Below are 26,625 nucleotides of genomic sequence, written 5' to 3'. Positions count from 1 at the left end.
TCCGGGCAAACAGGACTCGCCAAGAAATTGCTATGCCCAATCCAGGCTGTTGGAGGCGTTTGCCGGAGTACTGTGCCCCTCGATCGTTCCGCCGATGAGGAGGTTTCGTGACCATATTGCGCCGTCTGACCCAGTTGTCCGCTGTCGCGACCAGTTCCATCGCCTTCGCGCTCGCCGGCCCGGCCACCGCGTTCGCGGCTCCGGATGCCACGATTCCCGCGTTCTCCGAGCACTCCGTGCCGGTCGCCGCCCCAGGTGACCTGTTCGGCGCCTACCAAGCCGCGATCGACGCGCTGCGCGCGCTCGGTATCCAGCCCTTCGCCTATCCGAGCGCGTCGGCGTTCTGTCTCGACAACACCACGGCCGGTCTGGCGCCTGCCGTGGCGGGCGCCATTCCGGGGCCCTGGCCGAAGAACAGCGTGCAGATTCCCGGCCAGGATCTCAGCGCCGTCAAAGCGGGGCAGGCCATGTTCACCTTCGTGCCCTACGGTCTCGGGCCGGACGGCTCGAACACCGGAGGCATGCAGGTGGCCTGGCTCAACCTGAGCACCGGCCGCGGCGGCACGGCCGCCATGGGGCCGCTGCCGGAGGTCGCCCGCTCGATGATTCCCGCGGCTGTTCCCGCGGACCTGCGGCCCACGGCCGAGCAGGCCATCCGGGACTTCCTCGTCGCGTCCCTCCCGATGGGTGGGGTGCGCGCGGTCCCGGTGGACACCGGCAAGGGCACCGTTCTCGCCGCGGTCTTCGGCACGGTGCAGAACGGCGCGAAGTCGTGCATGTTCTTGCCGACGGTCGGAATCACCGCGGTGCCGTGAGTTCCGCCGGCCGCGGCGCGGTCGCTCAGGTGAGCGAACGACCTTTCCAGCGCGCCGTGCCGCGGCGGCGGGCCCGATGCGAACGCGCCCACAGCAGCAGATAGGCCGCCACCGACACCGGATGCGCCACGGCGGCCGCGACATCCGCGCGGCTCAAGGGGCCGCCGGTTTCGGTCGAGCGGGCCAGCAGCCGCCCGGCGACGGCGGCGAGCCAGCCGATCAGGCCGATCCGGCGGACCGCGCCCCGGCCGACTACCGTCGCCACGGGCGGCACCCAATAGGCAATGGCCGCAACGAGTCCCACCGCCGCTCCACCCGCAATCGTGCCGTCGTAGGCCGACCACAGCCAACGGGTGTAGCCCGCGTCCACTTCGGCCGCACCGCGATACATCCTGGTGCGCGCCAGCCCTCCCGCGGCCGCCAGCACGGTGGAATGACCGGCTCGCCGCAGCGTACGGGCGATGTCGAGGTCTTCGGTGACGCTCCCGGCCACCGTCGTGTGACCGCCCACCGCGCGGTAGGCGGCGTTGTCGAACACGAGAAACTGGCCGCAGGCCACCGCCGTCGCGGGCCGCAGGCTCCGGTCGGCCACGGCCATCGGCAACGTCGAGGCCCACGACCAGCACAGCAGGGGCTGCACGACGGCCTCCGCCACGGATGCGGCCACTTGCAGAGGCCACGGGGAGACCAGCGCGGCTCGTCCAGCGCGCAGCGCGCCGACCGCCGCCGCGAGCGCGTGCGGCGCCAGCCGCACGTCGGCGTCCAAGAAGATCAGCACCGGCGTCGACACGTCCTCGGCCAGACGGACGCAGGCCGCGGCCTTCCCGGTCCAGCCGGGGACGGGGTCGGACTCGGTGCGCAGCAGGGTGAAGCGCGGGTCGTCGTCGATCGCCGCGCGGGCGGCGGCACCGGTGCCGTCGGAGGAGGCGTCGTCGAGGATGCGCACCGCCAGGCGGGGTACGCCCACCTGAGCGCGCAGATCGGCGATCAGATCGGGCAGCCGGTCGGCTTCGTTCCGCGCGGGAACGCAGACGGTGACCGGCTCGATCACTGTCGTCGGGGTATCCGGCAACCGCCGCACGGTGATTCGGTTGTATAGCGCGAGGCCCGCGCCGAGCACCGCCACCGCGGTGGCGGTGCTGGGCAGAATCGAGTTCGCACGCAACGTCTTCGGCAGGTCGGCATGCACCATGGGGGTCACGCTATCCCGGCACACCGCCCCGCCGCTCAGCGATTCTGCGTCACCGAGCGCCACCAGCGGCTCAGCGAGAAGCCGACTTCCGGCGCGCCGGGCGCCGCGGGATTGCGGTCCATGTACGCCATCGCGGCGACGATGGCGGCCACCGCCAGCGTGATGCCGCCCGCGATGCCCGCCCAGCCCGCGAACGAGCGGGTGTTCGGGTCGGCGTAGCTGACCTCGGCGTGCAGCTTGGAGACCTCACCGGACGGCAGCTTCCAGGAGACGACGTTGTCGCCCTCGCGGTTGCCGTTGGTCTTGGCGACGCGGGCCGGGAACGCGACGGTGAACTGCACGTCCGAGCCGTGCGGCGGCACGGACTTCAGATCGACCCGCCCGCTCAGGCTGACCAGGTCGCCGGTGCGCTGGAACTGCAACTGGAACATGCCCTGGGTCTGCTCGGACAACTGCCCGAGCTGCTGCACGTCACCGAAGGACAGGTCTTCGAAGAAGACCTGGCTGCCGGCGTATCCGTCCTGGGCGTACGGCTCCACCCGCACCTTGGCCGCCAGCGTCTCGGGCGCCTTCAACTGCGGGCCCTTGTCCCCGGGGTCGGTGGGCACCACGGCGGCGACGATGCGTCCGGACACCCGGTCGTTGGACGAGACCCCCATCGAGACCTGCACCCGCAGGCAGCCGGCGAGCATCGGGACCAGCATCGCCGCGAGCAGGAGGACCGAAGCGACGCGCGCGCCGCGGCGTCGGGCCCGCCGCGGCGCGAGGGCCGTGGCATCGGATTTCGTGGTGACGGGACTCGGCTGCACGGGTGACATCGTGCCAGGCCAACCGCCGGTAATGAAACGCGCCAGTCGCAGCGCGCGTCGGCGTGCCACGCGCGGGAAGGCGGGCTCGGTCAGCGGCGCGCGCGAGCCAGGGCGACCAGCAGCGGGACGCCCAGCAGGCCCAGGCCGGCGAAGCCGTACCCGGCGGACGACGGAAGATCCAGGAACACCGCGTGGGCCAGCGCCGATCCGAGCCAGGTCCACAAGAACAAGGCCACCGGCACGGTGAGCGCGATCGCGCGGCTGCGCGCAGGCACGGGATCCGGCGCCGCGCGCTCCCAGATCGCGAGCAATCCGCCCATCAGGAGCGCGACGGCGAACCAGCCCAGGTAGTTCGTCACCGGAATCCACTCCAGCCCGGGTAGCCCGGAGCTGGTGTCGCACCAGGTCCACTGCCCGTCGGCCACCATCTGCGGATCGAGGAACAGGTCCCAGCCCACCGCGCCCGCCGCCGTCGCCAGGACCCGGGCGGCCGTGCGGCGCGACACCATCCCGGCCACCACCCACACCGGATACATCCCGCCGGTCCAGGCCAGCGGGACGAGCAGCGGCACCTCGAGCAACGCGGGCCCGAGCCGGTCGGTGGCGTACTGGTAACAGCCGAACGGAATGCCGGTCGCGGTGCCGATCACCTCCGCCGTGAGCCCGACGCCGGAGACGATGACCAGGAAGCCGGCGGCGTAGCGGAAGCCCCTGGTCGCGGTCGCGTGCGCCAGCGCGGCGGCGGCGGAGAGCAGCACGACGGCCACGGTGACGCGGTCCCGCGCGCCGCCCGTGGCCAGCGGATATCCGATCTGCGCGGCGACCGTCAGGACGACGAGGGCCAGCGGTAGGAGGAAGGTCGCCGAGCGATACGGGGACCTGGGGCCCGCGGGGCGGCCGGGTGCCGTCCGATTCGTGGCGGCCGGCGGCGGGTCACCCGCATCCGTCATCGGCGCAGCCACCGCGACACGCCGCGCCGGTTCAGGTCGCGCAGCGCGAGCGCGGCGGCCGTGCGGCCGCTCGCGCCGGAGACGCCGCCACCGGGGTGGGTGGACGCGCCGGTCAGATACAGCCCCCGCGCGCCGGGCACCCGCTGGCCCGCCAGCTCGGGCAGCGGGCGCCACAGCATCATCTGGTCCAGCGACATCTCCACGTGCATGACGTTGCCGCCGATGAGCCCGAGCTCGCGCTCCAACTCCACCGGCGTCTGCACGTGCGTGTGCGTCACCGTGCCGGCGAAACCAGGCGCGTACGAGTCGACTTCGGCGATGATCCGCTCGCCTTCGCGCTGCGCGAGATCGGCCCAATCGGCACCGGAGGACAGGCGGTAGGGATGCCACTGCGCCCACAGCGACAACTGATGCGCGCCCGGCGGCGCGATGGTCGGGTCGAGCGCGCTGAAGCTCATGGCCAGGACGACCGGTCGCGGCGGCAGGTCCCCGGCCAGCGCCGCGCCGTGCGCTCGCCGCAACTGCGCGCGGTCGGACACCAGGAACTGCAGGCCGCGGGCGGACTGGTCGGCCGGGCTGCCGGGATAACGAGGCAGTGCCGTGGTGGCGGCCCGCACCACCATTCCGATTCCGGGCCCCACGCGGATGCGCCTGCGCCAGCCGTCGAGCAGCGCGCCGTCGAAGCCGCCGTCGCGCAGCAGCTCCAGCGTGGTCAGCACATGGCAGCCCGCGATCACGATGTCGGCGCGCAGCTCTCGGCCCGACGCGGTGCGCACCCGCCAGCGCTCGCCGTCGCGGCGCAGCGCGGACACCGCGTCGCCCGCGGTCACCACCCCGCCGTCGGCGCGCAGCCGCGCCACCAGCGCCGTGGTCAGCGCCCCGCTGCCGCCGACCGCGCGCCCCGGCGGCAGCGTGTGCATGAGCGCGGCGAACCCCACCATCGGCGCCGTGCCAGGCTCCGACATCGGCGGGCCGGACTGCGCGCCGAACCAGGCCAGTGACGCCTTCAACCGTTCGTCCTCGAAGCAGGCGTCCAGCAGCGCGTCACCGGATTGCAGGAACTCCCGGGACAGGGCGCTGCCGCCGTCCTTCGCCTCCAGACCCCAGAACGACCGCACCAGCCGGCCCGGCGTCGGCCCGCCGCCGAAGGCCCGCATCACCCGGGCGCTGCGCGGGCCCCACACCCGCACGAAGCGGCGGTAGGCGTCCGCGTCGCGTGGTCCGCAGGCCGCCGCGATCGACGCGCAGGTCGCTTCCAGGTCGCGCTGGAACACCAGGGCGGGACGGCCGCCGTGCGCGGGGGTGAAACCCCATGGGTCGCAATCGATGTACCGCAGGCCGAAGCGGGCGAGTTCCAGCTCCTCGACGATGCCGGTGTGGCGGATCATGATGTGCGCCGACGAGCCGCGATCGACGCGATGGCCGGGGAACCGTTCGACCGTCGAGACCGCCCCGCCGAGGACCACGTCGCGTTCGAGCACTTCGACCTGGTGACCGGCGCGGGCGAGATAGCACGCCGCGACCAAGGCGTTGTGACCCGAGCCGACGACGACCGCCGTCACGTGACCCTCACAGCGGCAGCCGCCTGCCGAGGATCGCGAAGGGCCGGTTGTCGCCCGCGAAGACGAAATTGCGGACCACGTCGGTGAATCCCTGCCTGCGGTACAGCCGCCAGGCGCGATTGTCCTCACCGGCGACCTCGGGCGTCGACAGCAGCACGGCGCGCTCGGTGCGATCGCGCAGCAGCCGTTCCAGCAGCGTGCCGCCGATGCCGCGGCCCTGCGCGGCGGGATGCACGTGCAGTTCGGTGAGCTCGAAGTAGTCCGAGAGCAGTTCCCGCGCGGAGTGTTCCGGCCAGCCCGAACGCCGCATCCCGCTGTGCACCTGCTGGTGCCACCACTGGTGCGCGGCGCCGCGATAGCCGTAGGCGATCGCCACGATCGGCGCGGTGCGCAGATCGATCCGGCCGGAGTCGTCGGGCAGCACCGCGGCCACCGCCTGCCAGCCGGGCCGGGTGGTGTGCTCGGTCCACATCGGCGCGCGATGGTTCTCGGTCCCGCGCGGATAGTCCATCGCGGCCACGTAGACCGCCAGCGCGTCGTGCAGCCGGGAGCGCAGAGCCGCCACCGAGAGATCGATGACGGCGGGTGCGGGAGTGTGATTGGGCTTGACGGCGGTCATGGCTCTCGTCGGTCGCGCGGACGCGGAAGTTTGTCGGTGGGCGTCTTTATATTGAAGCTCAATTCAAACGTTCGAATACCTGTTCGGTCCGGGCGGTGCTGGAAAGCGGTGGGGCACGCCGCGTCCAGCACGGATACGGGCCAAGGTACGCGATGGTGGAGGGACGGCGATGTCTGGTCGAGTGGAACATCCGGGCCGGCCCGGCCGGGCCGGCAAACTGCTGGAGCGCGCGGACGGGTTGCTCATGCAGGCGGCGGGGGAACGGGATCCACGGGAGCGGTTCCGCACCGCCTACTTGGCGGCGTTGCGTGGCGCGGGCGCGGTGATCGCGCTCACGGGCGCCGATGCCGCACCCCGGGCGCGCTCGCGCAACGCGTGGGTGCTGATGCAGCGCGCCGCGCCGGAATTCGTGATGTGGGCGGATTACTTCAGCGCGCGCTCGGAGCTCAGGGCGGCGCTGGAGGCGGGACTGGACCGGAACGTCGACGAACACGAGGCGGACGAGTTCTCTTCCCGGGTCGCGGCATTCCTGCACGACGTGGAAGATCTCCTCGCGGCATCGGCTCGGTTGCGGCCCGCCCCCGGATTGTCCGGCGGGATGACCGATTGGTTAACGGGCTGAAGACGGACTACGTCCTACTGCGCACATTAGGTGGTCTGGCCCTGATCGAACTCGTATCATTGGTGTCAGATGGCCGCCAAGGTCGGCTATCTGTCGTCTACCCGGAGGCGACAGCCACGTCCTAGTGCCGGGGGAGGTACCGTGCCACTCTCCGAGCACGAGCAGCGCATGCTCGAACAGATCGAGAGCGCTCTCTATGCTGAGGATCCCAAGTTCGCCTCGTCCGTCCGCGGCGGACGGCTACGTTCGACCTCGAGTCGTCGCAGACTCCAGGCCGCGGCGTTGTTCGTCCTCGGCCTCTTTCTCCTCGTCGCAGGCATCGCCGCACCAGTGAAGCCCGGCGGCTTCCCGATCATCAGCCTGATCGGGTTCATCGTGATGTTCGGCGCCGGCGTGCTGCTGCTGCTCGGCACCTCCAAGAGCATCGCCAAGAATGATCGGTCCGGCGGCCAGGCGGCGTCCGGCGGCTCGGGCGGCCGGGGTCGCCAGCGGAAATCGGGCGGTTTCTCCGAGCGCATGGAGGATCGCTTCCGCCGGCGGTTCGAGCAGGAGTAGCTCGCCCGTAGCCTGACAACTTCAGCACGACCGGCGACGCCGCACCGTGATGGTGCGGCGTCGCCGGTTCGCGTATGCGGCCTCCCGCGCCGTGGATGATCATCGGGCCGCGCTTCCGCCTTCCCCCACACCTCCCCACGAAGTTCCCCCACCGCGCCCCCGCGCAACCGGCACCAAGGAGTTTGCTGGGTGTTTTCGGGCGTTTGTCCGCAGGGGTGGCGCGTGTCGGCAGAACTCGCGAAAGTTCTCCACGCCGGTGATAGCTGGCATGACCTGCGGAATCGTCTGGGTCGGGAGCCAGATCACCGCTTGTTTCGATTGAAAGTGGGGGAAAGTGGGGTAATGTGGAGCGCGCAGTACTGAAGGGCCGACCATCGAGGTGATCGTTAGGGAGGTATCGAGATGTTTCTCGGTACCTACACACCTCGCTTGGACGACAAGGGGCGACTCACGTTGCCTGCGAAGTTTCGAGACGATCTGGCGGGAGGGTTGATGGTCACGAAGGGGCAGGACCACAGCCTTGCCGTGTACCCGAAAGAGGAGTTCACCGCGCTCGCCCGGCGTGCCGCGGCCGCGTCTCGAAGCAATCCGCAGGCCCGTGCGTTCGTCCGGGCCCTCGCGGCCGGAACGGACGAGCAGCGTCCGGACGCGCAGGGCCGGATCGTGTTGTCCGCCGACCATCGTCGCTACGCCAACCTGCAAAGGGATTGCGTGGTGATCGGTTCGGTCGACTTCCTGGAGATTTGGGACAAGCAGGCGTGGGAGTCCTACCTCGCCGAGCACGAGGAGGACTTCTCGCAAGCCAGAGACGAGTCGCTGGGCGGAATCTTCTAGCCGCGGGCGCGCGAGTGCCACGCGGTCTCTGCCCGGACGCGGACCCTGACGTACTTCCCCGACGCCAGGTGCCGAAGTTCGGTCAGAGACCACGGGGCATTCGCACTTCTATCGAAAGCACTGTGTATCAAGGCGACCCGTGTGCGGTGCGCGACGACGCGAGGCAGACTCCGGGAGGTCGAGGTGAACCGTGAACAGCGCGGTCCCCGCCATGTTCCGGTTCTGCTCGAGCGAGCCGACGCGCTGCTCGGCCCGGCCTTGTCCGAGCCCGGCGCGGTCTACGTCGACGCGACGCTCGGCCTCGGCGGGCACGCCGAGCACTTCCTGAGCAGCTACCCCGGCCTCCATCTGGTCGGGCTGGACCGCGACACCACCGCGCTGCGGTTGGCCGGCGAGCGGCTCGCACCCTTCGCGGACCGAATCACGCTGGTGCACACCCGCTATGACGGCATCGCCGACGCGCTGCGGGAGGCGGGGCTGCCCGCCACCGGTTCGGTCTCGGCGATCCTGATGGACCTCGGCGTGTCGTCGATGCAGCTGGACGAGGCCGATCGCGGCTTCGCCTATTCCGTCGACGCCCCCCTGGACATGCGGATGGATCCGACCAGCGGGCTCACCGCCGCCGACGTACTCAACACCTACAGCCACGGCGACCTCGCCCGGGTGCTGAAGACCTACGGAGAGGAACGTTTCGCCGGCCGGATCGCCGCGGAGGTGATCCGCCGTCGCCAGGTCAAACCGTTTCGTACCAGCGCCGAACTGGTGGAACTGCTGTACGCCACGATCCCCGCGGCGACGCGCCGCACCGGCGGGCATCCGGCCAAGCGCACCTTCCAAGCGCTGCGGGTGGAGGTCAACGGGGAGCTCGACTCCCTGCGAGCCGCACTGCCCGCCGCGCTGGCCGCGCTGCGCGTGGGCGGCCGCATCGTCGTCATGTCCTACCAATCACTGGAGGACAAGGTGGTCAAGCAGGAGTTGGCCGCACGCACCGCGTCCCGAACCCCGGTGGACCTGCCGGTCGAACTCCCCGGCATGGGACCGGAGTTCCGGATGCTGACCCGGGGCGCGGAAAAGGCGACCGAGCAGGAGATCGAGGACAACCCGCGGGCGGCCCCGGTACGCATGCGTGCCGCCGAGCGGATCGAGGAGGCGCGGTGAGCGAGCAGTACCCGGCGCTTCGCCGCGCCGGCCGCGCGCGGATGTCCCGCGCAGCCGGCGGAGGCCGGATGAGACAGCGGCGCGCTGTGCCGCTCCGGCGTCCCGGGAGGACAGAGGAGGGGAATCGATGAGCGTGCGGACGCGGACCGTCGAAGCGCCGGGCCGGGTCGCCCGGCGGGTCCAGGATGCCGAGCGGGTGAAATCGGGCGCTGCGCAGCGCGCCTACGCGCGGCGGCGGATGCGCGCCGAGACCGGGTCGGACAGCACCTTCCTGCCTACCGTGCGGCGCTCGGCGATGGCCACCCGCATCCCGTTCGTCACGGCCATCATCGCCTTGCTCGGATGCGGCCTCGCGCTCACCTTGCTGCTGACCACCCGCGCCGCCGAGGACAGCTACCAACTCGGCGACGCGCGGGCGACGAACCGGCGGCTGGCCGACGAGCGCGCGGCCCTGCAGCGCGAGGTCGAGGTCGCCGATTCGGCGCCGGAACTGGCCCTGCGGGCGCGCGAGCTGGGGATGATCCCCGCCAAGGACCCGGCCCGTCTGCTGATCGGACCGGACGGCTCGGTCACCGTGATCGGCAAGCCCACCCCGGCTCAGGGCACTCCCGTGCCGCCGCTGAACGCCGGGCCCTCGGCGCGTTCGCCGCAAGGCGAGCGGGTGGTTCCGGTCACCACCACGCCCGGAGCTCCCGTACCGGGCCGGCCGAACACCGGGCCGCCGGCCGACGCCCAGGTGAACGCGTCGCCCCCGCCGGGTAGCCAGGTCCCGGCAGCGCCCGCGCCGGTCGTTCCGCCCCAGGCGGGACTGCCCGCACCCACACCGCCCGCCGCCGCGCCGCAGACATCCGCGGACGCGACCTCGACCGATCCGGAAGCCGCGCCGGCTCCCCAGGGAGTGCCGCAGTGACCCATCCCGGGCCCGCGCCGCGCCGGCGACGCGGGCCCGCGGCCCCCCGTGCCACGGGCAGGCCGCGGCCATCGGCGGCGGCTGTCCCGGACGGTCCGCTCCGGTTGCGCCTCGGCGTCGGCCGGGTGGTCATGCTCGTCGCGCTCGCGGTGGTCGCGCTGCAATTGCTGTGGGTGCAGAGCGTCGCGGCGCCGGGGCTGTCCGCGCAGGCGGCCAGCCAGCGCACCACCCATCAGCCCGATCCGGCCACCCGCGGCCCGATCACCGACCGCAACGGCAAGGCGCTGGCGTTCACCGTGTCGGCCAAGGCGCTGCACTTCCGGCCGGTCGCTGTCCGGAAGGAATTGGCGGACGCCAGGGCCAAGAGCGACAAGGCACCGGATCCGGACCAGCGGCTGCGCGACATCGCGCGCACCGTCCACGAGAAGCTCGGCAAAGACGCGCCCGCGGAATCGGACCTGCTCGCGAAGCTGAACAGCGACGAGCAATTCGTGTTCCTCGCCCAGAACGTCGACCCGCGCATCGCCGACGAGATCACCGAGAAATTCCCACAAGTCGGCGCCGATCAGCAGAGTCCGCGGGTGTATCCCGGCGGGTCGCTGGCGGCGAATGTCGTCGGTGCGGTCGGCTGGGACGGCCACGGGCAGATCGGGCTCGAGTCGTCGCTGGACTCGGTGCTGGCGGGTACCGACGGATCGCACACCTACGATCGCGGTTCCGACGGCGCGGTCATCCCTGGCAGCTGGCGCGACGAGCAGCCCGCGGTCAACGGAGCCTCCGTCGAACTCACCCTGGACTCGGACCTGCAGTACTACGTGCAACAGCAGGTGCAGCAGGCCAAGGACGTGTCGGGTGCGGGCAGCGCCTCGGCCGTCGTCCTGGACGCCAAGACCGGGCAGGTGCTGGCGATGGCCAACGACAACACCTTCAACCCCAGCCTGGGTCCGCAGAAGTGGGCCAATGCCCAATTGAGCAACCCGTCGGTCACGGACGTGTTCGAGCCGGGCTCGGTGAACAAGATCGTCACGGCGGCCGCCGCCATCGACTACGGCCTGACCGATCCGGACGAGGTGCATCAGGTGCCCGGCGCGATCCAGATGGCCGGCGTCACGGTGCACGACGCGTGGTCGCACGGCGTCGAGCCCTACACGACCACGGGCATTTTCGGCCGGTCCTCCAATGTGGGCACGCTGATGCTCGCGCAGCGCGTGGGCGAGGACCGCTTCGCCGACATGGCGCACCGGTTCGGGCTCGGGCAGCGCACGGGCATCGGCCTGCCGGGCGAGAGCGCGGGCCTGATGCCGGACCGGGAGCAGTGGTCCGGCGGCACCTTCGCGAATCTCCCGATCGGGCAGGGTCTTTCGATGACGACGCTGCAGATGGCGAGCATGTACCAGGCGATCGCCAACGACGGCGTGCGGATTCCGCCCCGGATCGTGCGGGCGAAGATCGCGCCCGACGGCACGCGCGCCGAGGAGACCCAACCGGACGGCGTGCGCGTGGTGAGCAAGCAGACCGCCGCCACGTTGCGAACCATGTTCCAGGCCGTGGTGCAGCGTGACCCGATGAACGCCAACCAGAACGGCACCGGATGGCCCGCGGCCATCACCGGCTATCAGGTGGCGGGCAAGACCGGTACCGCGCAGAAGGTCGATCGCGCGTGCCGGTGCTACTCCACGTCGTCGTTCTGGATCACCTTCGCGGGCATGGTTCCCGCGGACAATCCGCGGTACGTGATCGGGCTCATGCTCGACGCGCCCGTCCGCAGTTCCGACGGCTCCGGCGGCGGTTCGGTCGCGCCGCTGTTCCACAACATCGCCTCGTGGGCCTTGCAGCGCGACCGCATTCCGCCGTCCGCGCAGCCGTCCCGGCAATTCGTCCTGCAGGCGGGCTGAGCGAGCTGTCCCGCCCGGCGTGCCGGGGCTGCGATCGGTAGCGAACATCGGATCTGTGCGGAGGAAATTGCAGGTGAGTGCGGTATTCGGGGGGCGAAGACGCGTGGCGGCCCGCCGTGCGCCTCGCGTCCTCGAGCGGTGGCGTGCGGATGCCGCGTGGCGCGGTCCGGAGCGGGCGGGCGAACCCGTAGGGTGCGGTGGGCGACCTCCCCGGCCTTGCGATGGGGCGCATGGTCCCGCCGTGACCGGTCGCCGGTAACCTGACACGTCGATCGCCGCCCCCGAAAGGAGCCTGGTTTCTGTGCAGTCCGGTCAACCGCGCGCATTGCGGCCAGAGCATTCGCCGTCAACGCCGCTGGCGTCGCTGGCCGCCGTCATCGGCGCCGCGACGAGTCCCGAATCGGCTGTGCGCGGCGTGTCGGTCACCGGCATCGAGCAGCGCTCGAACGCCGTGCTGCCCGGTGACCTGTTCGCCGCGCTGCCCGGCGCCCGCGCGCACGGTGCGCGCTTCGCGCGGGACGCGGTGGCCCAGGGCGCGGTCGCGGTGCTGACCGACGCGGCGGGCGCGGAGCTGGCCGGTCCGCTGGACGTGCCGGTGCTGGTGCGGGAGAACCCGAGAGCGGTGCTGGGCGAGCTGTCGGCGACGATCTACGGCAATCCGTCGGAGCGGCTGCGCATCGTGGGAATCACCGGCACCTCGGGGAAGACCACGACCTCCTATCTGGTGGAGGCGGGCCTGGCCGCGGCGGGGCTGTCCACCGCGCTGATCGGCACCATCGAGACCAGGATCGGCGGCAGGCGGGTGCCGAGCGCGCTGACCACGCCCGAGGCGCCGCAGTTGCACGCGATGTTCGCGCTGATGGTCGAGCAGGGCGTGGACGCGGTGGTGATGGAGGTGTCCAGCCACGCGCTGACGCTGGGCCGGGTGGACGGGGTGCGGTTCGCGGTGGGCGCGTTCACCAACCTCTCCCAGGACCACCTCGACTTCCACGCCGACTTCGAGGACTACTTCGCCGCCAAACGCAAGCTGTTCGAACCTGATTCGCCGGTCGCGGCGCGCACCGCCGTGGTCTGCGTGGACGACGAGTGGGGGCAGCGGCTGGCCGCCGGTCTGCCGAACCCCGTCACGGTGGCGACCACCCGGACCGCCGCCTGGAGCGTCACCGGCCCGGTGGCGGCGCACGGCGGCGAGCAAGACTTCACCGCTGCGGGTCCGCACGGGGAGATCCCGGTGCGGCTGCGGCTCCCCGGCCACTACAACGTCGCCAACGGCCTGCTGGCGGTGGCGGTGTGCGCGGCGGCGGGCGTCGAGCCGTCGGTCGCGGCGCCCGCGCTGGCGACCGTGGACGTGCCCGGCCGGATGCAGCGGGTGGAGCGCGGACAGGACTTCCTGGCGATCGTCGACTACGCGCACAAGCCCGCGGCGCTGGAGTCCGTGATCGCCACGCTGCGCGGGCATCTCGCGGCGGACACCGCGGGACGGCTCGCGGTGGTGGTCGGCGCGGGCGGTGACCGGGACGCGGCGAAGCGGCCGCTGATGGGCGCCGTGAGCGCGCGCGGCGCCGACCTGCTGGTCATCACCGACGACAATCCGCGCACCGAGGACCCGGCGGCCATTCGCGCCGCTGTGCGCTCCGGTGCGCTGGCGGTCCCGGAGGCCGAGCGCGGCGAGGTGCGGGAGATCGGTGACCGAGCGGAAGCCATCGCGGCGGCGGTGGCGTGGGCGCGCCCCGGTGACGTGGTGCTGATCGCGGGCAAAGGACATGAGGCAGGGCAGGAGATCCAGGGCGTGAAGCACCCCTTCGACGACCGCGACGTACTCGCGGCCGCATTGGAAAGACGCAGTCCGCAAGGTAACCACGCGGAGGACTTGACGGTTTCATGATCGAGATGACACTGCGGGAGATCGCGGAGGTCGTCGGCGGCACGCTGCACGACGTCGCAGACCCGGAGGTGCGAGTGACCGGCGCGGTCGAATTCGATTCGCGCCGAATCGGTTCCGGCGACCTGTTCCTGGCGCTGCCGGGCGAGCGCTCCGACGGTCACGACTACGCGGGCGCGGCGATCGCCGCGGGTGCGGTGGCGGTGCTCGCGGCGCGCCCGGTCGGCGTGCCCGCCATCGTGGTCACCCCCACCCGCGGCGCCGTACCGTCGAAGTCGGTTGCGCTCAGCCATGATTCGGATGGTTCCGGCGCCGCGGTGCTGACCGCGCTCGCCGCGCTGGCCCGCGCCAGCGTGTCGCGTCTCGTCGCCGCGGGCGGGCTCACCGTCGTCGGCGTCACCGGCTCGTCCGGCAAGACCTCCACCAAGGACCTGCTGGCCGCCGTTCTGGCGCCGCTGGGCACGGTGGTGGCCCCGCCGGGATCGTTCAACAACGAACTCGGGCACCCGTGGACGGCGTTGCGCGCCGACGCGGGCACCCGGTTCCTGGTGCTGGAGCTGTCCGCGCGCGGGCCAGGGCACATCGCCGCGCTGGCCGAGGTGGCGCCCCCGGGCATCGGCGTGGTGCTCAACGTGGGCACCGCGCATCTCGGCGAGTTCGGCAGCCGCGAGGCCATCGCGAAGACCAAGGGCGAGCTGGTCGAGGCGTTGCCGCCCACCGGGCTCGCCGTGCTCAACGCCGACGATCCGCAGGTCGCCGCGATGGCCGCGCGGACGTCGGCGCGGGTGGTGACCGTCGGGCAAGCCGCGACCGCCGACGTGCGGGCCACCGATATCCGGCTCGACGACCAGGCCAGGGCCGCGTTCACGGTGCACACCCCCGCGGGCAGCGCGCCGGTGCGCCTGGCCGTGCACGGCGAGCACCAGGTCGGCAACGCGCTGTCGGCCATCGCGGTCGCGCTGGAGTGCGGCGCCGATCTGGACACCGTCATCGCGGCGCTGTCCGGCGCGCGCGCCGCGTCCGCGCGCCGGATGGACGTACGGACCACCGCGGACGGCGTCACCGTCGTCAACGACTCCTACAACGCGAATCCGGATTCGGTCCGCGCCGCGCTCAAGGCGCTGGTGAGCATGGCGCGCGCGGGCGAGTCGCCGCGGCGCAGCTGGGCGGTGCTCGGCGAGATGGCCGAACTCGGCGAGGAATCCGTCATCGAGCACGACGCCATCGGGCGGCTCGCGGTGCGGTTGGACGTCAGCCGGGTGGTCGTCGTCGGCACCGGGCGGCCCGCCCGCGCGCTGCACCAGGGCGCGGTGATGGAAGGGTCATGGGGTGAGGAATCGGTCCTGGTACCGGACATCGACGCGGCGATCGCGCTGCTCGAACGGGAAGTCGCGCCCGGCGACGTGGTGCTGGTGAAGGCATCGAAGTCGGTCGGCTTGTGGGCGGTCGCCGAGCATCTGACCGACCCGGCCGCACGCGGCGGCGCGGCGAACAGCGGGGTGGGACAGGACACGGAGGCAGCAGGATGAGGCAGATTCTCTTCGCCGCGGCGATCGCGCTGACGGTCTCGATCCTGCTCACCCCGCTGCTGATCCGGTTGTTCGCCAAGCAGGGCTTCGGGCAGGAGATCCGGGTCGACGGACCCGCCAGCCACCAGGCCAAGCGCGGTACCCCCACGATGGGCGGCGTCGCCATCCTGGTCGGCATGTGGGCCGGTTACCTCGGCTCCCACCTGATCGGCATCGGCTACGACGCCGACGGTCCGTCGGCGTCGGCGTTGCTGGTGCTCGGCCTGGCCACGGCTCTGGGCGCGGTGGGTTTCGTCGACGACTTCATCAAGATCCGCAAGCAACGCAACCTGGGCCTGACCGCGGCGGGCAAGTACATCGGCCAGCTGTCCGCGGCCGTGATCTTCGGCTTTCTCGCACTGCAGTTCCGCGGCGGGAGCGGGTTGACCCCCGCCAGCAGGCACCTGTCCTACGTGCGCGACATCAGCACGGTGACCATGGGCGTGGTCGTGTTCCTGGTGTTCGTCTGCTTCGTGGTGGTCGCCTGGTCCAACGCGGTGAACCTCACCGACGGACTCGACGGGCTGGCCGCCGGATCGATGAGCCTGGTGCTGGGCGGATACGTGATCATCACGTTCTGGCAGTACTACCACGCCTGCGAGACCAAGCCCGAGACCGGCTGCTACAACGTGCGCGATCCGCTGGACCTCGCCCTGGTCTGCGCCGCGGGCGCGGCGGCGTGCGTCGGGTTCCTGTGGTGGAACGCCGCCCCGGCCAAGATCTTCATGGGCGACACCGGTTCGCTCGCGCTCGGCGGCCTGCTGGCGGGCCTGTCCATCACCACCCGGACCGAACTGCTGATGATCGTGATCGGCGCGCTGTTCGTCGCCGAGACCGCGTCGGTGGTGTTGCAGGTAGCGGTCTTCCGCACGACGCGCAACCGGTTGTTCAAGATGGCGCCGTTCCACCATCACTTCGAACTCAGCAAGTGGGCCGAGACGACGGTGATCATCAGGTTCTGGCTGCTGGCCGCGATGGCGTCCGCCGTCGGGCTCGGGCTGTTCTACAGCGAATACCTCTCCGCGGTCGGGTGAGCGAGATGGTCGAACATTCGCCGCGCGCCCTGCGCTCACCGGGGCCGATGCTGGAATTCCTGCGCGGCCGCGACGTCCTGGTCGCCGGCTGGGGAGTGTCGGGACGCTCGCTGGTCGAACCGCTGCTCGACATCGGCGCGCGCCCGGTGGTCACCGACGGCGGCGCCGCCGCCCTGGCCGAGGCGGCCGGGCTCGGGCTCGACGTGGCCACCACCACGGAGCTGGAGAACACGGACTGGAGCCGGTTCGCGCTGGTGATCACCAGCCCGGGCTGGCGGCCGGACTCGCCGGTGCTGGCGTCGGCGGTGGCCGAGGGCACGCCGGTGTGGGGCGACGTGGAGTTCGCCTGGTGGGTCGACCAGGCCAGGATCTACGGTCCGGTCCGCAAATGGCTGGTCGTCACCGGCACCAACGGCAAGACCACCACGACCCAGATGACCCACGCGATCCTGCGCGCCGCGGGCATCGCCAGCGTCGCCTGCGGCAACATCGGCCTTCCCATCCTGGACGCCCTGCGGCGCAACCCCGGTCCGCAGGTGCTCGCGGTGGAGCTGTCGTCGTTCCAGCTGCACTGGGCGCCGTCGGTGCGCCCGGAGGCCGGGGTCGTGCTCAACGTGGCCGAGGATCACCTCGATTGGCACGGCGGCCTGGACGCCTACGCCGCGGCCAAGGCCAGGGCGCTGGTCGGCCGGGTCGGCGTGGTCGGTCTGGACGATCCGGTCGCGGCCTCGCTGGGCCGCAAGTCCAAGGCACGCCGGACCGTGGGTTTCCGCGTCGGAGTGCCCGCCGACGGCGAACTCGGCGTCGTGGACGGCAAACTGCTCGACCGCGCGTTCACCAAGGCCGCCATCCTCGCCGAGGTCGGCGACATCAGCCCGCCCGGCCCCGCCGGGGTCGCCGACGCGCTCGCCGCGTCCGCGTTGACCAGAGCGATCGATGTGGCGCCGCAGTTCGTCCGGGAAGGGTTGATCGAGCACAAGGTGGGCCCGCACCGGTCGGCGTTCGTGCGCGAGCTGGCCGGCGTCGAGTTCGTCGACGACTCCAAGGCCACCAATCCGCACGCCGCGCGTTCATCGATCCTGGCGCATCAGCAGGTGGTCTGGGTGGCCGGTGGCCAGCTCAAGGGCGCGCACGTCGAGGACCTCGTCGAGGAGGTCGCCGACCGGCTGGTCGCCGCGGTGCTGCTCGGCGCGGACGCGCCGGTGATCGCGGCGGCGCTGGCGCGACACGCGCCCGAGGTCCCCGTGGTGGAGCTGATCGCGGGAGACGATGCAGGGATGGGTGACGAAGCGTCGAGAGCCGCCGCGGCCGACGCGGTCATGGCGCGTGCGGTGCGGGCGGCCGCCGGTTTCGCCCGCCGCGGCGACACCGTGCTGCTGGCCCCCGCCGCCGCGTCGCTGGACATGTTCGAGGATTACACCCATCGGGGCCGCAGCTTCGCCGCGGCGGTGCACGCCCTGGAAGACGGTGACCTGGGGACCACCGACGCCGGGGGTTTGCGGTGACTGCCGACCGGGGCGGGGCGGTGTGGCGGCCCGCCCCGGTCGGCCCAGTCATCTCCCCGGGATCGGACGGCAGCCACACCGGTGCACGCCGTCGCCGCGGCCAGGACGCCCTCCGAGAGCGACGACAGAGGGCAGGGCGGGAGAACGTTTCGTGACTTCGGGTAACGGCAGGCGTTGGACCGGTAGGGCGGCCCGGACCTCGGCCGCGCGAAAAGCCGGCCCGCAAGCGCCGCGCGTCGGCGGGGCGGGACGAGGTCCCGCGTCGTGGCTGGCGCGGCCGCTCGCGTCGTTCCATCTGGTCGTGACGATCGCCACGCTGCTGACGGCGCTCGGATTGGTCATGGTCCTGTCGGCATCCGGAGTCGTTGAGTACGCGGAGGGCGGGTCGGCGTACTCCCTGTTCATCCAGCAGACGTTGTTCGCGGCGATCGGCGCCGTCCTGTTCTACCTGGCCCTGCGGGTTCCGCTGCGCCTGCTGCGCCAGGCGTCGTTCCCGCTGTTCGCGATGTCGGTGCTGGCGCTGGTCCTGGTGCTCATCCCGGGGATCGGCACGCAGGTGCAGGGTGCGCGTCGCTGGTTGATCTTCGGCCCCGTCTCGGTGCAGCCGTCGGAGGTCGTGAAGGTGACCTTGATCGTCTGGGGCGCGCACCTGCTGGTCTCCCGGCGCGCGATCGGTTCGAGTCTGCGGGACATCTTGGTGCCGCTCGTCCCGGCGGGCGTGCTGGTGTGCCTGCTGATCGTGGTCCAGCCGAATCTCAGCACCACGGTCGCGGTGGGCATCATCCTCGGCGCCCTGCTGTGGTTCGGCGGTCTGCCGGTGCGGCTGTTCGTGACGATCGCGATCTCCGGTGTGGTGGCCGCGGGCGTGCTCGCGATGTCGGCCGGTTATCGGTCGAATCGGGTCCGGTCCTTCTTCAATCCGGGCTCCGATCCGCAGGGCGACAATTACCAAGCGCGACAAGCCCTGTATTCGCTTGCTGACGGGGGGATCTGGGGCAGAGGGCTGGGACAGAGCCGAGCCAAGTGGAGCTACCTGCCGAACGCGCACAACGACTTCATCTTCGCGATCATCGGCGAAGAGCTGGGCTTCCTGGGCTGCGCGCTGGTGCTGGGGCTGTTCGCGTTGTTCGTCTACACCGGACTGCGCATCGCCGCCCGGTCGGCTGATCCGTTCCTGCAATTGCTGACCGCCTCCGCGACGACGTGGATCGCCGGACAAGCCATGATCAACATCGGGTACGTGGTAGGTCTGCTGCCGGTCACCGGGTTGCAGCTGCCCTTGGTGTCGGCCGGTGGCTCGTCGCTCGCGATCACCCTGCTCATGTTCGGGCTCATCGCCAATGCCGCGCGGCACGAGCCGGAGGCCGTCGCGGCGCTGCACGCCGGACAGGACGGCCGTTTCAGTAGGCTGTTGCGGTTGCCCAAACCCGAGGTGTACGCCCCGGCTCGGGCGAGCGCGGCCCGCCGCGGCCGGGCGCCGCGGCAGGCCGACCGCGGACCGTCGGCGCTCCCGCGGGGGCGGGGCGGCCGGTTCGGCGCGGAACCGGCGCGGCGCCGCTCGCCGGAGAGCCGCGGCACCAGCTCGGCGCGCGCCACCCGGGCTTGGGAACCCAGCTATCCGGTCAATCACGCAAGAGAACGGGGAAGATCCAGGTGATCTCGGTAATCGTCGCGGGCGGCGGCACGGCGGGCCACATCGAACCGGCGCTGGCGGTGGCCGACGCGTTGCGGCGGCTCGACGATGGCATCCGAGTGACGGCACTGGGCACCGAACGCGGCCTGGAGACCCGCTTGGTCCCGGAACGCGGCTATCCGCTCGAGCTCATCCCTCCGGTCCCGTTGCCCCGCAAACCCACCGCCGATCTGCTGCGGTTGCCCGGCCGGGTGCGGGCCTCGGTGGCCGCCACCCGGGCGATCATCGATGCGGTGGAGGCCGACGTGATCATCGGTTTCGGCGGCTACGTGGCGCTTCCGGCGTATCTGGCGGCGGGCGCCGGCGTGCTGCACCGCAGACGTCCGGTCCCGGTGGTGGTGCACGAGGCGAACGCGAAGGCCGGTATCGCGAACAAGGTCGGCGCTCGCCGCGCCGCGCGGGTGCTCGCGGCGGTCCCGGACTCCGGTCTGCCGGACGCGCGGGTGGTGGGCATCCCGGTGCGCGCCTCGATCACCACACTGGACCGCGCCGCGCTGCGCGCCGAGGCACGTGCGCACTTCGGCCTCCCGGCCGACGGGCCGGTGCTGCTGGTCTTCGGTGGTTCCCAGGGTGCTCGGACGCTGAACGAGGCGGTTTCCGGCGCCGCCGCGCAGCTCGCCGCCGCGGGTATCTCGGTGTTGCACGCGCACGGCCCCAAGAACACCCTCGAGGTGGACCAGGCCGAGAGGGACGGCGCCCGGTACGTGGCGGTGCCGTATCTGTCCCGGATGGACCTCGCCTACGCCGCCGCCGACGCGGTGGTCTGCCGATCGGGCGCGATGACCGTCGCGGAGGTCTCCGCGGTCGGGCTGCCCGCGTTCTACGTGCCGCTGCCGCACGGCAACGGGGAGCAGGAACTCAACGCCCGGCCCGTGGTGCGCCAGGGCGGTGGCAGAATTGTCCCCGATTCCGAGTTGACGCCGAAGTACGTGATCGATGAGGTGATTCCGCTGCTCATGGACTCCGAACGGCTGATCGAGATGGGCCGGGCCGCCGCAGGCGCCGGGCACCGCGACGCCGCCGACGAGGTGGCGCGGATCGCGATGGAGGTGGCGCGCCGATGAGCGACACCACCGCCGACCGGGTGGCCCCGGACACCGGCGCCGAACGGACCGGGCTGCCCCCGGAGCTGGAGCGTGTGCACATGGTCGGCATCGGCGGGGCCGGGATGTCCGGCATCGCGCGGATCCTGCTGGCGCGCGGCGGCGCCGTGTCGGGCTCGGACGCGAAGGAGAGCCGGGGCGTGCTCGCCTTGCGCGCTCGGGGCGCGCAGGTGCGGATCGGCCACGACGCCACCGCCTTGGACCTGCTCCCCGGCGGCCCGACCGCGGTGGTCACCACGTACGCGGCCATCCCGAAGACCAATCCGGAACTGGTCGAGGCCGCGCGCCGGGAGATCCCGGTGTTGTTGCGGCCCACGGTGCTGGCCTCGCTCATGCAGGGCCATCGCACCCTGCTCGTCTCCGGCACGCACGGCAAGACCTCCACCACCTCGATGCTCATCGTGTCGTTGCAGCACTGCGGGCTCGATCCGTCCTTCGCGGTGGGTGGCGAGCTGAACGAGGCGGGCACCAACGCGCATCACGGCACCGGCGACATCTTCGTGGCGGAGGCCGACGAGAGCGACGGCTCGCTGCTGCAGTACGACCCGGACGTCGCCGTGGTCACCAACATCGAATCCGATCACCTGGATTTCTTCGGCTCCGACGAGGCCTACGTGCAGGTCTTCGACGACTTCGCCGATCGGCTGGCCGCGGGCGGCCTGCTGGTGGTGTGCCTGGACGATCCGGGCTCGCGGGCGCTGGCCGAGCGGGTCGGCGCGCGCTTGGCCGAGCGGAACGTGCGCGTCCTCGGCTACGGCTCCGGCGACCTCGCGGACGCGCCGGTCCCGGTGGGCGCCCGGTTGCACAGCTGGGAGCCGCGGGACGTCGGCGGCCTCGCGCAATTCCAGCTCGCCGACGAGGCCGCGCCGCGCACGCTGCGCCTGTCGGTGCCGGGCAGGCACATGGCGCTCAACGCGCTCGGGGCGCTGCTCGCGGCCCGGGCCACCGGTGCCGACGTGGGCGAGATCGTCCAGGGCCTGGAAGGGTTCGGCGGCGTGCACCGCCGGTTCCAGTTCGCCGGGCGGGAGAACGGCGTGCGCGTGTTCGACGACTACGCCCACCATCCCACCGAGGTACGTGCCGTGCTCGGCGCCGCCGCCGAACTGGTCCAGCAGGAGGCCCGCGACGGCGCCCGCTCCAGGCAGGGCCGGGTGATCGTGGTCTTCCAGCCGCACCTCTACAGCCGGACCGCGACCTTCGCGCAGGACTTCGGCGCCGCGCTGAGCCTGGCCGACGAGGTCGTCGTGCTCGACGTCTACGGCGCGCGGGAGAAACCGCTGCCGGGCGTGAACGGAGCGCTGGTCGCGCAGTCGGTGACGAAGCCGGTGCACTACCAACCGGATATGTCGCGGGTCGGGCGCCAGGTCGCCGGGCTGGCGTTGCCCGGCGACGTGGTGATCACCATGGGCGCGGGCGACGTGACGATGCTCGGCAGCCAGATTCTCGACGGATTACGGGCGCGTCCCCAGCACGGACGGTGACCGGGGGTGCGCGGAGTCGGGTCGGCGCGCGCGGCCGGGCGTCGCGCGGGCGATCGGTTCGGCGAGATCGAATGGCGCCGGATTCGCCTGTGGGGATTGCTGGGCGTGTGCGTCCTTGCAGTGGTCGCCGCCATCGCCTGGTTCACCCCGGCGCTGTCGGTGCGCACGGTGCGGATCGACGGGGCGGTGGCGGTGCCCGAGCAACAAGTGCGGGATCTGCTCGAAATTCCTTCCGGCCGCTCGATTCTGCGGATCGACACCGATGCGATGGCCCGGCGGGTGGCGAGCATTCCGAAGGTGCGCACGGCGCGGGTGCAGCGGATATTCCCGTCCACGATCCGGGTGACCGTCGTCGAGCGTGCGGCGGTGTTGTTCTACGACAGCCAGGAGGGCGCGCATCTGCTGGACGCCGACGGCGTGGAATTCGCCGTCGAGCCCGCGCCGATCGGCGTGCCGAAGTTGATCACCGATCATCCCGGCGGCGCCGATCCGGTGACCAGGGCGGCGGTCGCGATCCTCGCCATCGTGCCGCCTGCGCTGGCAGTTCAGGTGAGTGAGGTTGCGGCGCGGTCCCTTTCGGACATTTCGCTGAATCTGAAGGACGGCCGCACGGTACTCTGGGGCGGGAGCGACGACGCCGAACGAAAGGCGGCGGTGGTGTTGCCGTTGTTGACGCGCCCCGGAACGGTGTTCGATGTGTCGAGTCCCAATCTGGTCACGGTAAAGTGATCCACACCCATTGCGCCCAGGTATTTTTCGGCGGTCCGGGAGTAGTTCCGGCGCGGAGAAGGGGGCCGGGGGGCAACCGTTCACCATACGACGTGTGGAGCGGCGAGACGAGCGGGATCACGCAAGATTCTGGCTCTCGTTTCGGCGCGCCTGCGCGCGTATCGCGTCGGCTGCGAATAGCGTTCCGCACCAGTCGGATACTTGACATAACGCTAACCCTATGGTTGAGCTTTAGAGTTTGCCCGAGCCGCGGTTCGCTCCTCGCAGCGACCCGACTCCGGAACGGGCCCATGAGCGTGTGCCGAGAATCCGGAAACGACAGGCTTTAGATCGAAGGAAGGCGAGAGCCCATGACGCCCCCGCACAACTACCTTGCGGTGATCAAGGTCGTCGGTATCGGCGGCGGCGGTGTGAATGCCGTCAACCGGATGATCGAGCAGGGACTCAAAGGTGTCGAGTTCATCGCGGTCAACACCGACGCCCAAGCGCTGCTGATGAGCGATGCCGACGTCAAGCTCGACGTCGGCCGTGAGCTGACCCGCGGTCTCGGCGCCGGCGCGGACCCCGAGGTGGGGCGCAAGGCCGCCGAGGACCACAAGGACGAGATCGAAGAGGTGCTCAAGGGCGCCGACATGGTCTTCGTGACCGCGGGTGAGGGCGGCGGCACCGGCACCGGTGGCGCACCGGTCGTCGCGCAGATCGCGCGCAAGCTCGGCGCGCTCACCATCGGCGTGGTGACCCGCCCGTTCTCCTTCGAGGGCAAGCGGCGCGGGAACCAGGCCGAGGTCGGCATCAACCTGCTGCGCGAGTCGTGCGACACGCTGATCGTCATCCCGAACGACCGGCTGCTGCAGCTCGGCGACGCGGCGGTGAGCTTGATGGACGCTTTCCGCTCCGCGGACGAGGTGCTGCTCAACGGTGTGCAGGGCATCACCGACCTGATCACCACCCCCGGTCTGATCAACGTCGACTTCGCCGACGTCAAGAGCGTGATGTCCGGCGCGGGCAGCGCGCTGATGGGCATCGGCTCGGCGCGCGGCGAGGGCCGCTCGGTGAAAGCGGCCGAGTCGGCGATCAACTCGCCGCTGCTGGAGGCGTCGATGGACGGCGCGCACGGCGTGCTGCTGTCGATCGCGGGCGGATCCGATCTCGGCCTGTTCGAGATCAACGAGGCCGCCTCGCTCGTGCAGGAGGCCGCGCACATCGAGGCCAACATCATCTTCGGAACGGTGATCGACGATTCGCTGGGGGACGAGGTGCGGGTCACCGTGATCGCGGCGGGCTTCGACGGCGGCGGCCCGGCCCGGCGCACCTTCGAGAGCGCGGGCCGCGGCACCATCGGCACGGCGAGATCGGGCGAGATCGGGCAGAGCCGAGCCAGTGAGATCGCCGCGCGCGGCAGCGACAGCACTCCGAGCACGTCTCCTACCGGTACTGCGGGCCGCGGCGCGCTGCCGAGCTACCGGGACACCGAACGGCCGCGGACGCTGGGCGAGCCGACGGTGACGAGCAACACGCGATCGCACATCACGCCGCCGGACGCCGACGACGATGACGACGACGTGGACGTGCCGTCGTTCATGCGGAGGGGTTGAGCGCTGGAGTCCGGTTCCGGCGCAGGCCGGGACCGAGCTGGAAAGAGCGATCCCGGCCCGCGCCGGGACGCGTCGGAGGACACGGGGGAGTGGTGTCCCGGAGTACGACTGTCGATCGATGAATACGGGGGACGCCGGCGCGGGGGCCGGCCGGCCGGGACCGGGCTCCGGGCGCCCGATGCGACGCAACTGTCCCGCCCCCGGGCGAAAATTCGCTTTCTACCTGGGCATTTCGACGCTGTTCGCGGAGCGCCACTACGCTCGTCGCCATGACTATCGCGCCGACCATCACTGTCCGACGGGTCACCACGACCAGGTCCGGAGGCTTCTCGGCGCCCCCCTACGACTCGTTCAATCTGGGTGACCACGTCGGCGACGATCCGGCGGCCGTGCGGCGCAACCGCGACCGGCTGGCCGAGGGCATCGGCCTGCCGCCCGAGCGCCTGGTCTGGATGGAACAGATCCACGGCCGCAACGTGGAGATCGTCGACGGCCCACGCGCCGAACCGGTCCCGGCCACCGACGCGCTCGTGACCACCGTGCCCGGGCTCGCGCTGGTCGTGCTCACCGCCGACTGCGTGCCCATCCTGCTGTCCGACGACGAGGCGGGCGTGATCGCCGCCGTGCACGCCGGGCGGATCGGCGCTCGCATCGGCATCGTGCCGCGCGTGCTCGAGGCGATGGTGTCGGCCGGCGCCCGGCTGGATCGGGTGGGCGCCCTGCTCGGGCCCGCTGCCTCCGGCCGTCAGTACGAGGTCCCGGCTGCCATGCGCGCCGACGTCGAAGCCCACCTGCCCGGCAGCGCGACCACCACGCTCCGCGGCACCCCCGGGCTGGATCTGCGCGCGGGCATCTCCCGGCAGCTCACCGAGGCGGGCGTCGGGGCGATCGCGGTCGACCCGCGCTGCACCATCGAGGACCACACCCTGTTCAGTCATCGCCGTGGCGCGCCGACCGGCCGGATCGGCGGCGTGATCTGGATGGAGGCCACGGCATGAGCGGTAAGGCCCGGAGGCGGCGGCGGAGCGTGACCACGCAGGGCCCCGCTCATGCCGACAGCAGATACGGCATGAGCGGTCAGGCCCGGAGGCGGCAGCGGAGCGTGACCACGCAGGGCCCCGCTCATGCCGACAACAGATACGGCATGAGCGGTCAGGCCCGGAGGCGGCAGCGCAGCGTGACCACGCAGGGCCCCGCTCATGCCGACAACAGATACAGCATGAGCGCGCGAGCCGCCGCAGAGCCGATGCCGCGGAGCGTCGCCGAGGTGCGGGCATGAGCGCCGATGCCGAGACCGCCGTGGACGGCACGCTCGCGGCCCGGACCGCCGAACTGTCGGACAACCTGGCGGGGCTGCTCGCTCGCATCGACGCGGCATGTCGCGCGGCCGGGCGCGCGCCGGATTCGGTGCGGCTGCTGCCGGTGACGAAGTTCTTCCCCGCCTCGGACGTGGCGATCCTGCACCGGCTGGGCCGGCGGGAGTTCGGCGAGTCGCGCGAGCAGGAGGCCGCGGCGAAGGTGACGGCCCTGCGTGAGCAAGACCTCACCGGCATCCGCTGGCACATGATCGGGCGGTTGCAGCGGAACAAAGCGCGCGCTGTCGCCCGCTGGGCGCACACCGTTCACTCGGTCGACAGCGAACGTCTGGCAACCGCTCTGGACGCCGGTGCCGTGGCCGCGCTGGAGGCGGGCGAGCGCACCGAACCGCTGCGGGTGTTGCTCCAGGTGAGCCTGGATGACGACCCCGCCCGAGGCGGTGTCCCGGCAGGCGATCTTCCCGCGCTCGCCGAACGGATTGCGGACGCTCCGGGATTACGTTTGTCGGGTCTGATGGCCATTCCTCCGTTGGACGCGAAGGCCGATGCCGCATTTGCGCGACTTGCGACGTTGCACACGTTGTTGCTCGCCGATCATCCGGACGCGACAGAGCTTTCCGCGGGAATGTCGGGCGATCTGGAATCCGCGATCGAACACGGTTCGACGGTTGTGCGTGTCGGTACCGCCTTGATGGGTATGCGACCGATAACCTCGGGCTAGCAAAGAAACCTCATCAGTCACATTCGACACATATGCTGGGATCTGACGAGGGCTGAGCAAGACTTCAACACCCGGCC

At 71.4% G+C, this 26,625-nt stretch carries 23 protein-coding genes; 18 read left to right on the top strand and 5 right to left on the bottom strand.

Features of this window, described 5'->3' with window-relative positions:
* Positions 1-107: 107 nt before the first annotated feature.
* Positions 108-815 (top strand): hypothetical protein, encoded by a 708-nt coding sequence (locus tag ABZ552_RS32600; RefSeq protein ID WP_281874583.1) that lies wholly within the window; start codon positions 108-110, stop codon positions 813-815.
* A gap of 25 nt (positions 816-840) precedes the next feature.
* Here the strand turns inward: ABZ552_RS32600 and ABZ552_RS32595 are convergent, their stop codons facing one another.
* From ABZ552_RS32595 to ABZ552_RS32575, 5 genes are all read right to left on the bottom strand, one after another.
* Complete coding sequence (locus ABZ552_RS32595; RefSeq protein ID WP_357441705.1) at positions 841-2,007, bottom strand: glycosyltransferase family 2 protein; 1,167 nt, start codon at positions 2,005-2,007, stop codon at positions 841-843.
* 35 nt (positions 2,008-2,042) lie between these two features.
* The gene (locus ABZ552_RS32590; protein WP_281881069.1) at positions 2,043-2,711 is read right to left on the bottom strand and encodes a DUF3153 domain-containing protein; all 669 of its coding nucleotides are present in this window, start codon (positions 2,709-2,711) and stop codon (positions 2,043-2,045) included.
* Positions 2,712-2,905: 194 nt separating this feature from the next.
* On the bottom strand, positions 2,906-3,766 hold the full coding sequence (locus ABZ552_RS32585; protein ID WP_357441703.1) for a carotenoid biosynthesis protein: 861 nt from the start codon (positions 3,764-3,766) through the stop codon (positions 2,906-2,908).
* Positions 3,763-5,328 (bottom strand): NAD(P)/FAD-dependent oxidoreductase, encoded by a 1,566-nt coding sequence (locus tag ABZ552_RS32580; protein WP_281917072.1) that lies wholly within the window; start codon positions 5,326-5,328, stop codon positions 3,763-3,765. The genes ABZ552_RS32585 and ABZ552_RS32580 overlap by 4 nt, the downstream gene beginning before the upstream one ends.
* A 7-nt stretch (positions 5,329-5,335) precedes the next feature.
* Complete coding sequence (locus tag ABZ552_RS32575; protein WP_281874579.1) at positions 5,336-5,947, bottom strand: N-acetyltransferase; 612 nt, start codon at positions 5,945-5,947, stop codon at positions 5,336-5,338.
* Between the two features lie 169 nt (positions 5,948-6,116).
* Here ABZ552_RS32575 and ABZ552_RS32570 point away from each other — a divergent pair, with 169 nt between their 5' ends.
* The 17 genes from ABZ552_RS32570 to ABZ552_RS32490 all read left to right on the top strand — a co-directional run bounded on the left by ABZ552_RS32570 (position 6,117) and on the right by ABZ552_RS32490 (position 26,548).
* A complete protein-coding gene (locus ABZ552_RS32570; RefSeq protein WP_281874578.1) occupies positions 6,117-6,569 on the top strand; it encodes an SAV_6107 family HEPN domain-containing protein in 453 nt (150 codons plus the stop codon).
* A 141-nt stretch (positions 6,570-6,710) separates the two neighbouring features.
* On the top strand, positions 6,711-7,124 hold the full coding sequence (locus ABZ552_RS32565; protein ID WP_281874577.1) for a DUF3040 domain-containing protein: 414 nt from the start codon (positions 6,711-6,713) through the stop codon (positions 7,122-7,124).
* A gap of 402 nt (positions 7,125-7,526) precedes the next feature.
* Positions 7,527-7,958, top strand: a complete 432-nt coding sequence (mraZ, locus tag ABZ552_RS32560; protein ID WP_039797118.1) for a division/cell wall cluster transcriptional repressor MraZ — start codon at positions 7,527-7,529, stop codon at positions 7,956-7,958.
* 183 nt (positions 7,959-8,141) lie between these two features.
* On the top strand, positions 8,142-9,116 hold the full coding sequence (rsmH, locus tag ABZ552_RS32555) for a 16S rRNA (cytosine(1402)-N(4))-methyltransferase RsmH (protein WP_281874576.1): 975 nt from the start codon (positions 8,142-8,144) through the stop codon (positions 9,114-9,116).
* A 127-nt stretch (positions 9,117-9,243) separates the two neighbouring features.
* A complete protein-coding gene (locus ABZ552_RS32550; RefSeq protein ID WP_281917073.1) occupies positions 9,244-10,026 on the top strand; it encodes a hypothetical protein in 783 nt (260 codons plus the stop codon).
* A gap of 131 nt (positions 10,027-10,157) precedes the next feature.
* Positions 10,158-11,921, top strand: a complete 1,764-nt coding sequence (locus ABZ552_RS32545; protein ID WP_281881068.1) for a penicillin-binding protein 2 — start codon at positions 10,158-10,160, stop codon at positions 11,919-11,921.
* A 301-nt stretch (positions 11,922-12,222) separates the two neighbouring features.
* The gene (locus ABZ552_RS32540; RefSeq protein ID WP_281874574.1) at positions 12,223-13,806 is read left to right on the top strand and encodes a UDP-N-acetylmuramoyl-L-alanyl-D-glutamate--2,6-diaminopimelate ligase; all 1,584 of its coding nucleotides are present in this window, start codon (positions 12,223-12,225) and stop codon (positions 13,804-13,806) included.
* Entirely contained in the window at positions 13,803-15,332 is a 1,530-nt protein-coding gene (gene murF, locus ABZ552_RS32535; RefSeq protein ID WP_281874573.1) for a UDP-N-acetylmuramoyl-tripeptide--D-alanyl-D-alanine ligase, read from the top strand. Before ABZ552_RS32540 ends, murF begins: the two co-directional genes overlap by 4 nt.
* On the top strand, positions 15,329-16,405 hold the full coding sequence (gene mraY / locus ABZ552_RS32530) for a phospho-N-acetylmuramoyl-pentapeptide-transferase (protein ID WP_159840394.1): 1,077 nt from the start codon (positions 15,329-15,331) through the stop codon (positions 16,403-16,405). Before murF ends, mraY begins: the two co-directional genes overlap by 4 nt.
* A gap of 47 nt (positions 16,406-16,452) precedes the next feature.
* Positions 16,453-17,910, top strand: coding sequence for a UDP-N-acetylmuramoyl-L-alanine--D-glutamate ligase (gene murD, locus ABZ552_RS32525; protein WP_281919481.1), 1,458 nt, complete (start codon positions 16,453-16,455; stop codon positions 17,908-17,910).
* Positions 17,911-18,178: 268 nt separating this feature from the next.
* Complete coding sequence (gene ftsW / locus ABZ552_RS32520; RefSeq protein WP_236566746.1) at positions 18,179-19,567, top strand: putative lipid II flippase FtsW; 1,389 nt, start codon at positions 18,179-18,181, stop codon at positions 19,565-19,567.
* Positions 19,564-20,667, top strand: coding sequence for an undecaprenyldiphospho-muramoylpentapeptide beta-N-acetylglucosaminyltransferase (gene murG / locus ABZ552_RS32515; protein WP_357441698.1), 1,104 nt, complete (start codon positions 19,564-19,566; stop codon positions 20,665-20,667). The genes ftsW and murG overlap by 4 nt, the downstream gene beginning before the upstream one ends.
* Before the next feature lie 80 nt (positions 20,668-20,747).
* The gene (gene murC / locus ABZ552_RS32510; protein ID WP_281881064.1) at positions 20,748-22,187 is read left to right on the top strand and encodes a UDP-N-acetylmuramate--L-alanine ligase; all 1,440 of its coding nucleotides are present in this window, start codon (positions 20,748-20,750) and stop codon (positions 22,185-22,187) included.
* A gap of 87 nt (positions 22,188-22,274) precedes the next feature.
* A complete protein-coding gene (locus ABZ552_RS32505; RefSeq protein WP_281881063.1) occupies positions 22,275-22,916 on the top strand; it encodes an FtsQ-type POTRA domain-containing protein in 642 nt (213 codons plus the stop codon).
* Between the two features lie 350 nt (positions 22,917-23,266).
* Positions 23,267-24,511 carry a cell division protein FtsZ gene (gene ftsZ, locus ABZ552_RS32500; RefSeq protein WP_281874571.1) on the top strand — a complete coding sequence of 415 codons (1,245 nt, stop codon included), beginning with the start codon at positions 23,267-23,269 and terminating at the stop codon, positions 24,509-24,511.
* A 269-nt stretch (positions 24,512-24,780) separates the two neighbouring features.
* Positions 24,781-25,509, top strand: a complete 729-nt coding sequence (gene pgeF / locus ABZ552_RS32495; RefSeq protein ID WP_281874570.1) for a peptidoglycan editing factor PgeF — start codon at positions 24,781-24,783, stop codon at positions 25,507-25,509.
* 277 nt (positions 25,510-25,786) lie between these two features.
* Positions 25,787-26,548 carry a YggS family pyridoxal phosphate-dependent enzyme gene (locus ABZ552_RS32490; protein ID WP_281874569.1) on the top strand — a complete coding sequence of 254 codons (762 nt, stop codon included), beginning with the start codon at positions 25,787-25,789 and terminating at the stop codon, positions 26,546-26,548.
* Positions 26,549-26,625: the final 77 nt, after the last annotated feature.

Origin of the sequence: Nocardia sp. NPDC019219, from assembly GCF_040632645.1 — a bacterium.
Lineage (GTDB): Bacteria > Actinomycetota > Actinomycetes > Mycobacteriales > Mycobacteriaceae > Nocardia > Nocardia sputorum.
The sequence above is the reverse complement of the archived record's forward strand: the minus strand, read 5'-3'. Positions and strand labels throughout refer to the sequence as shown.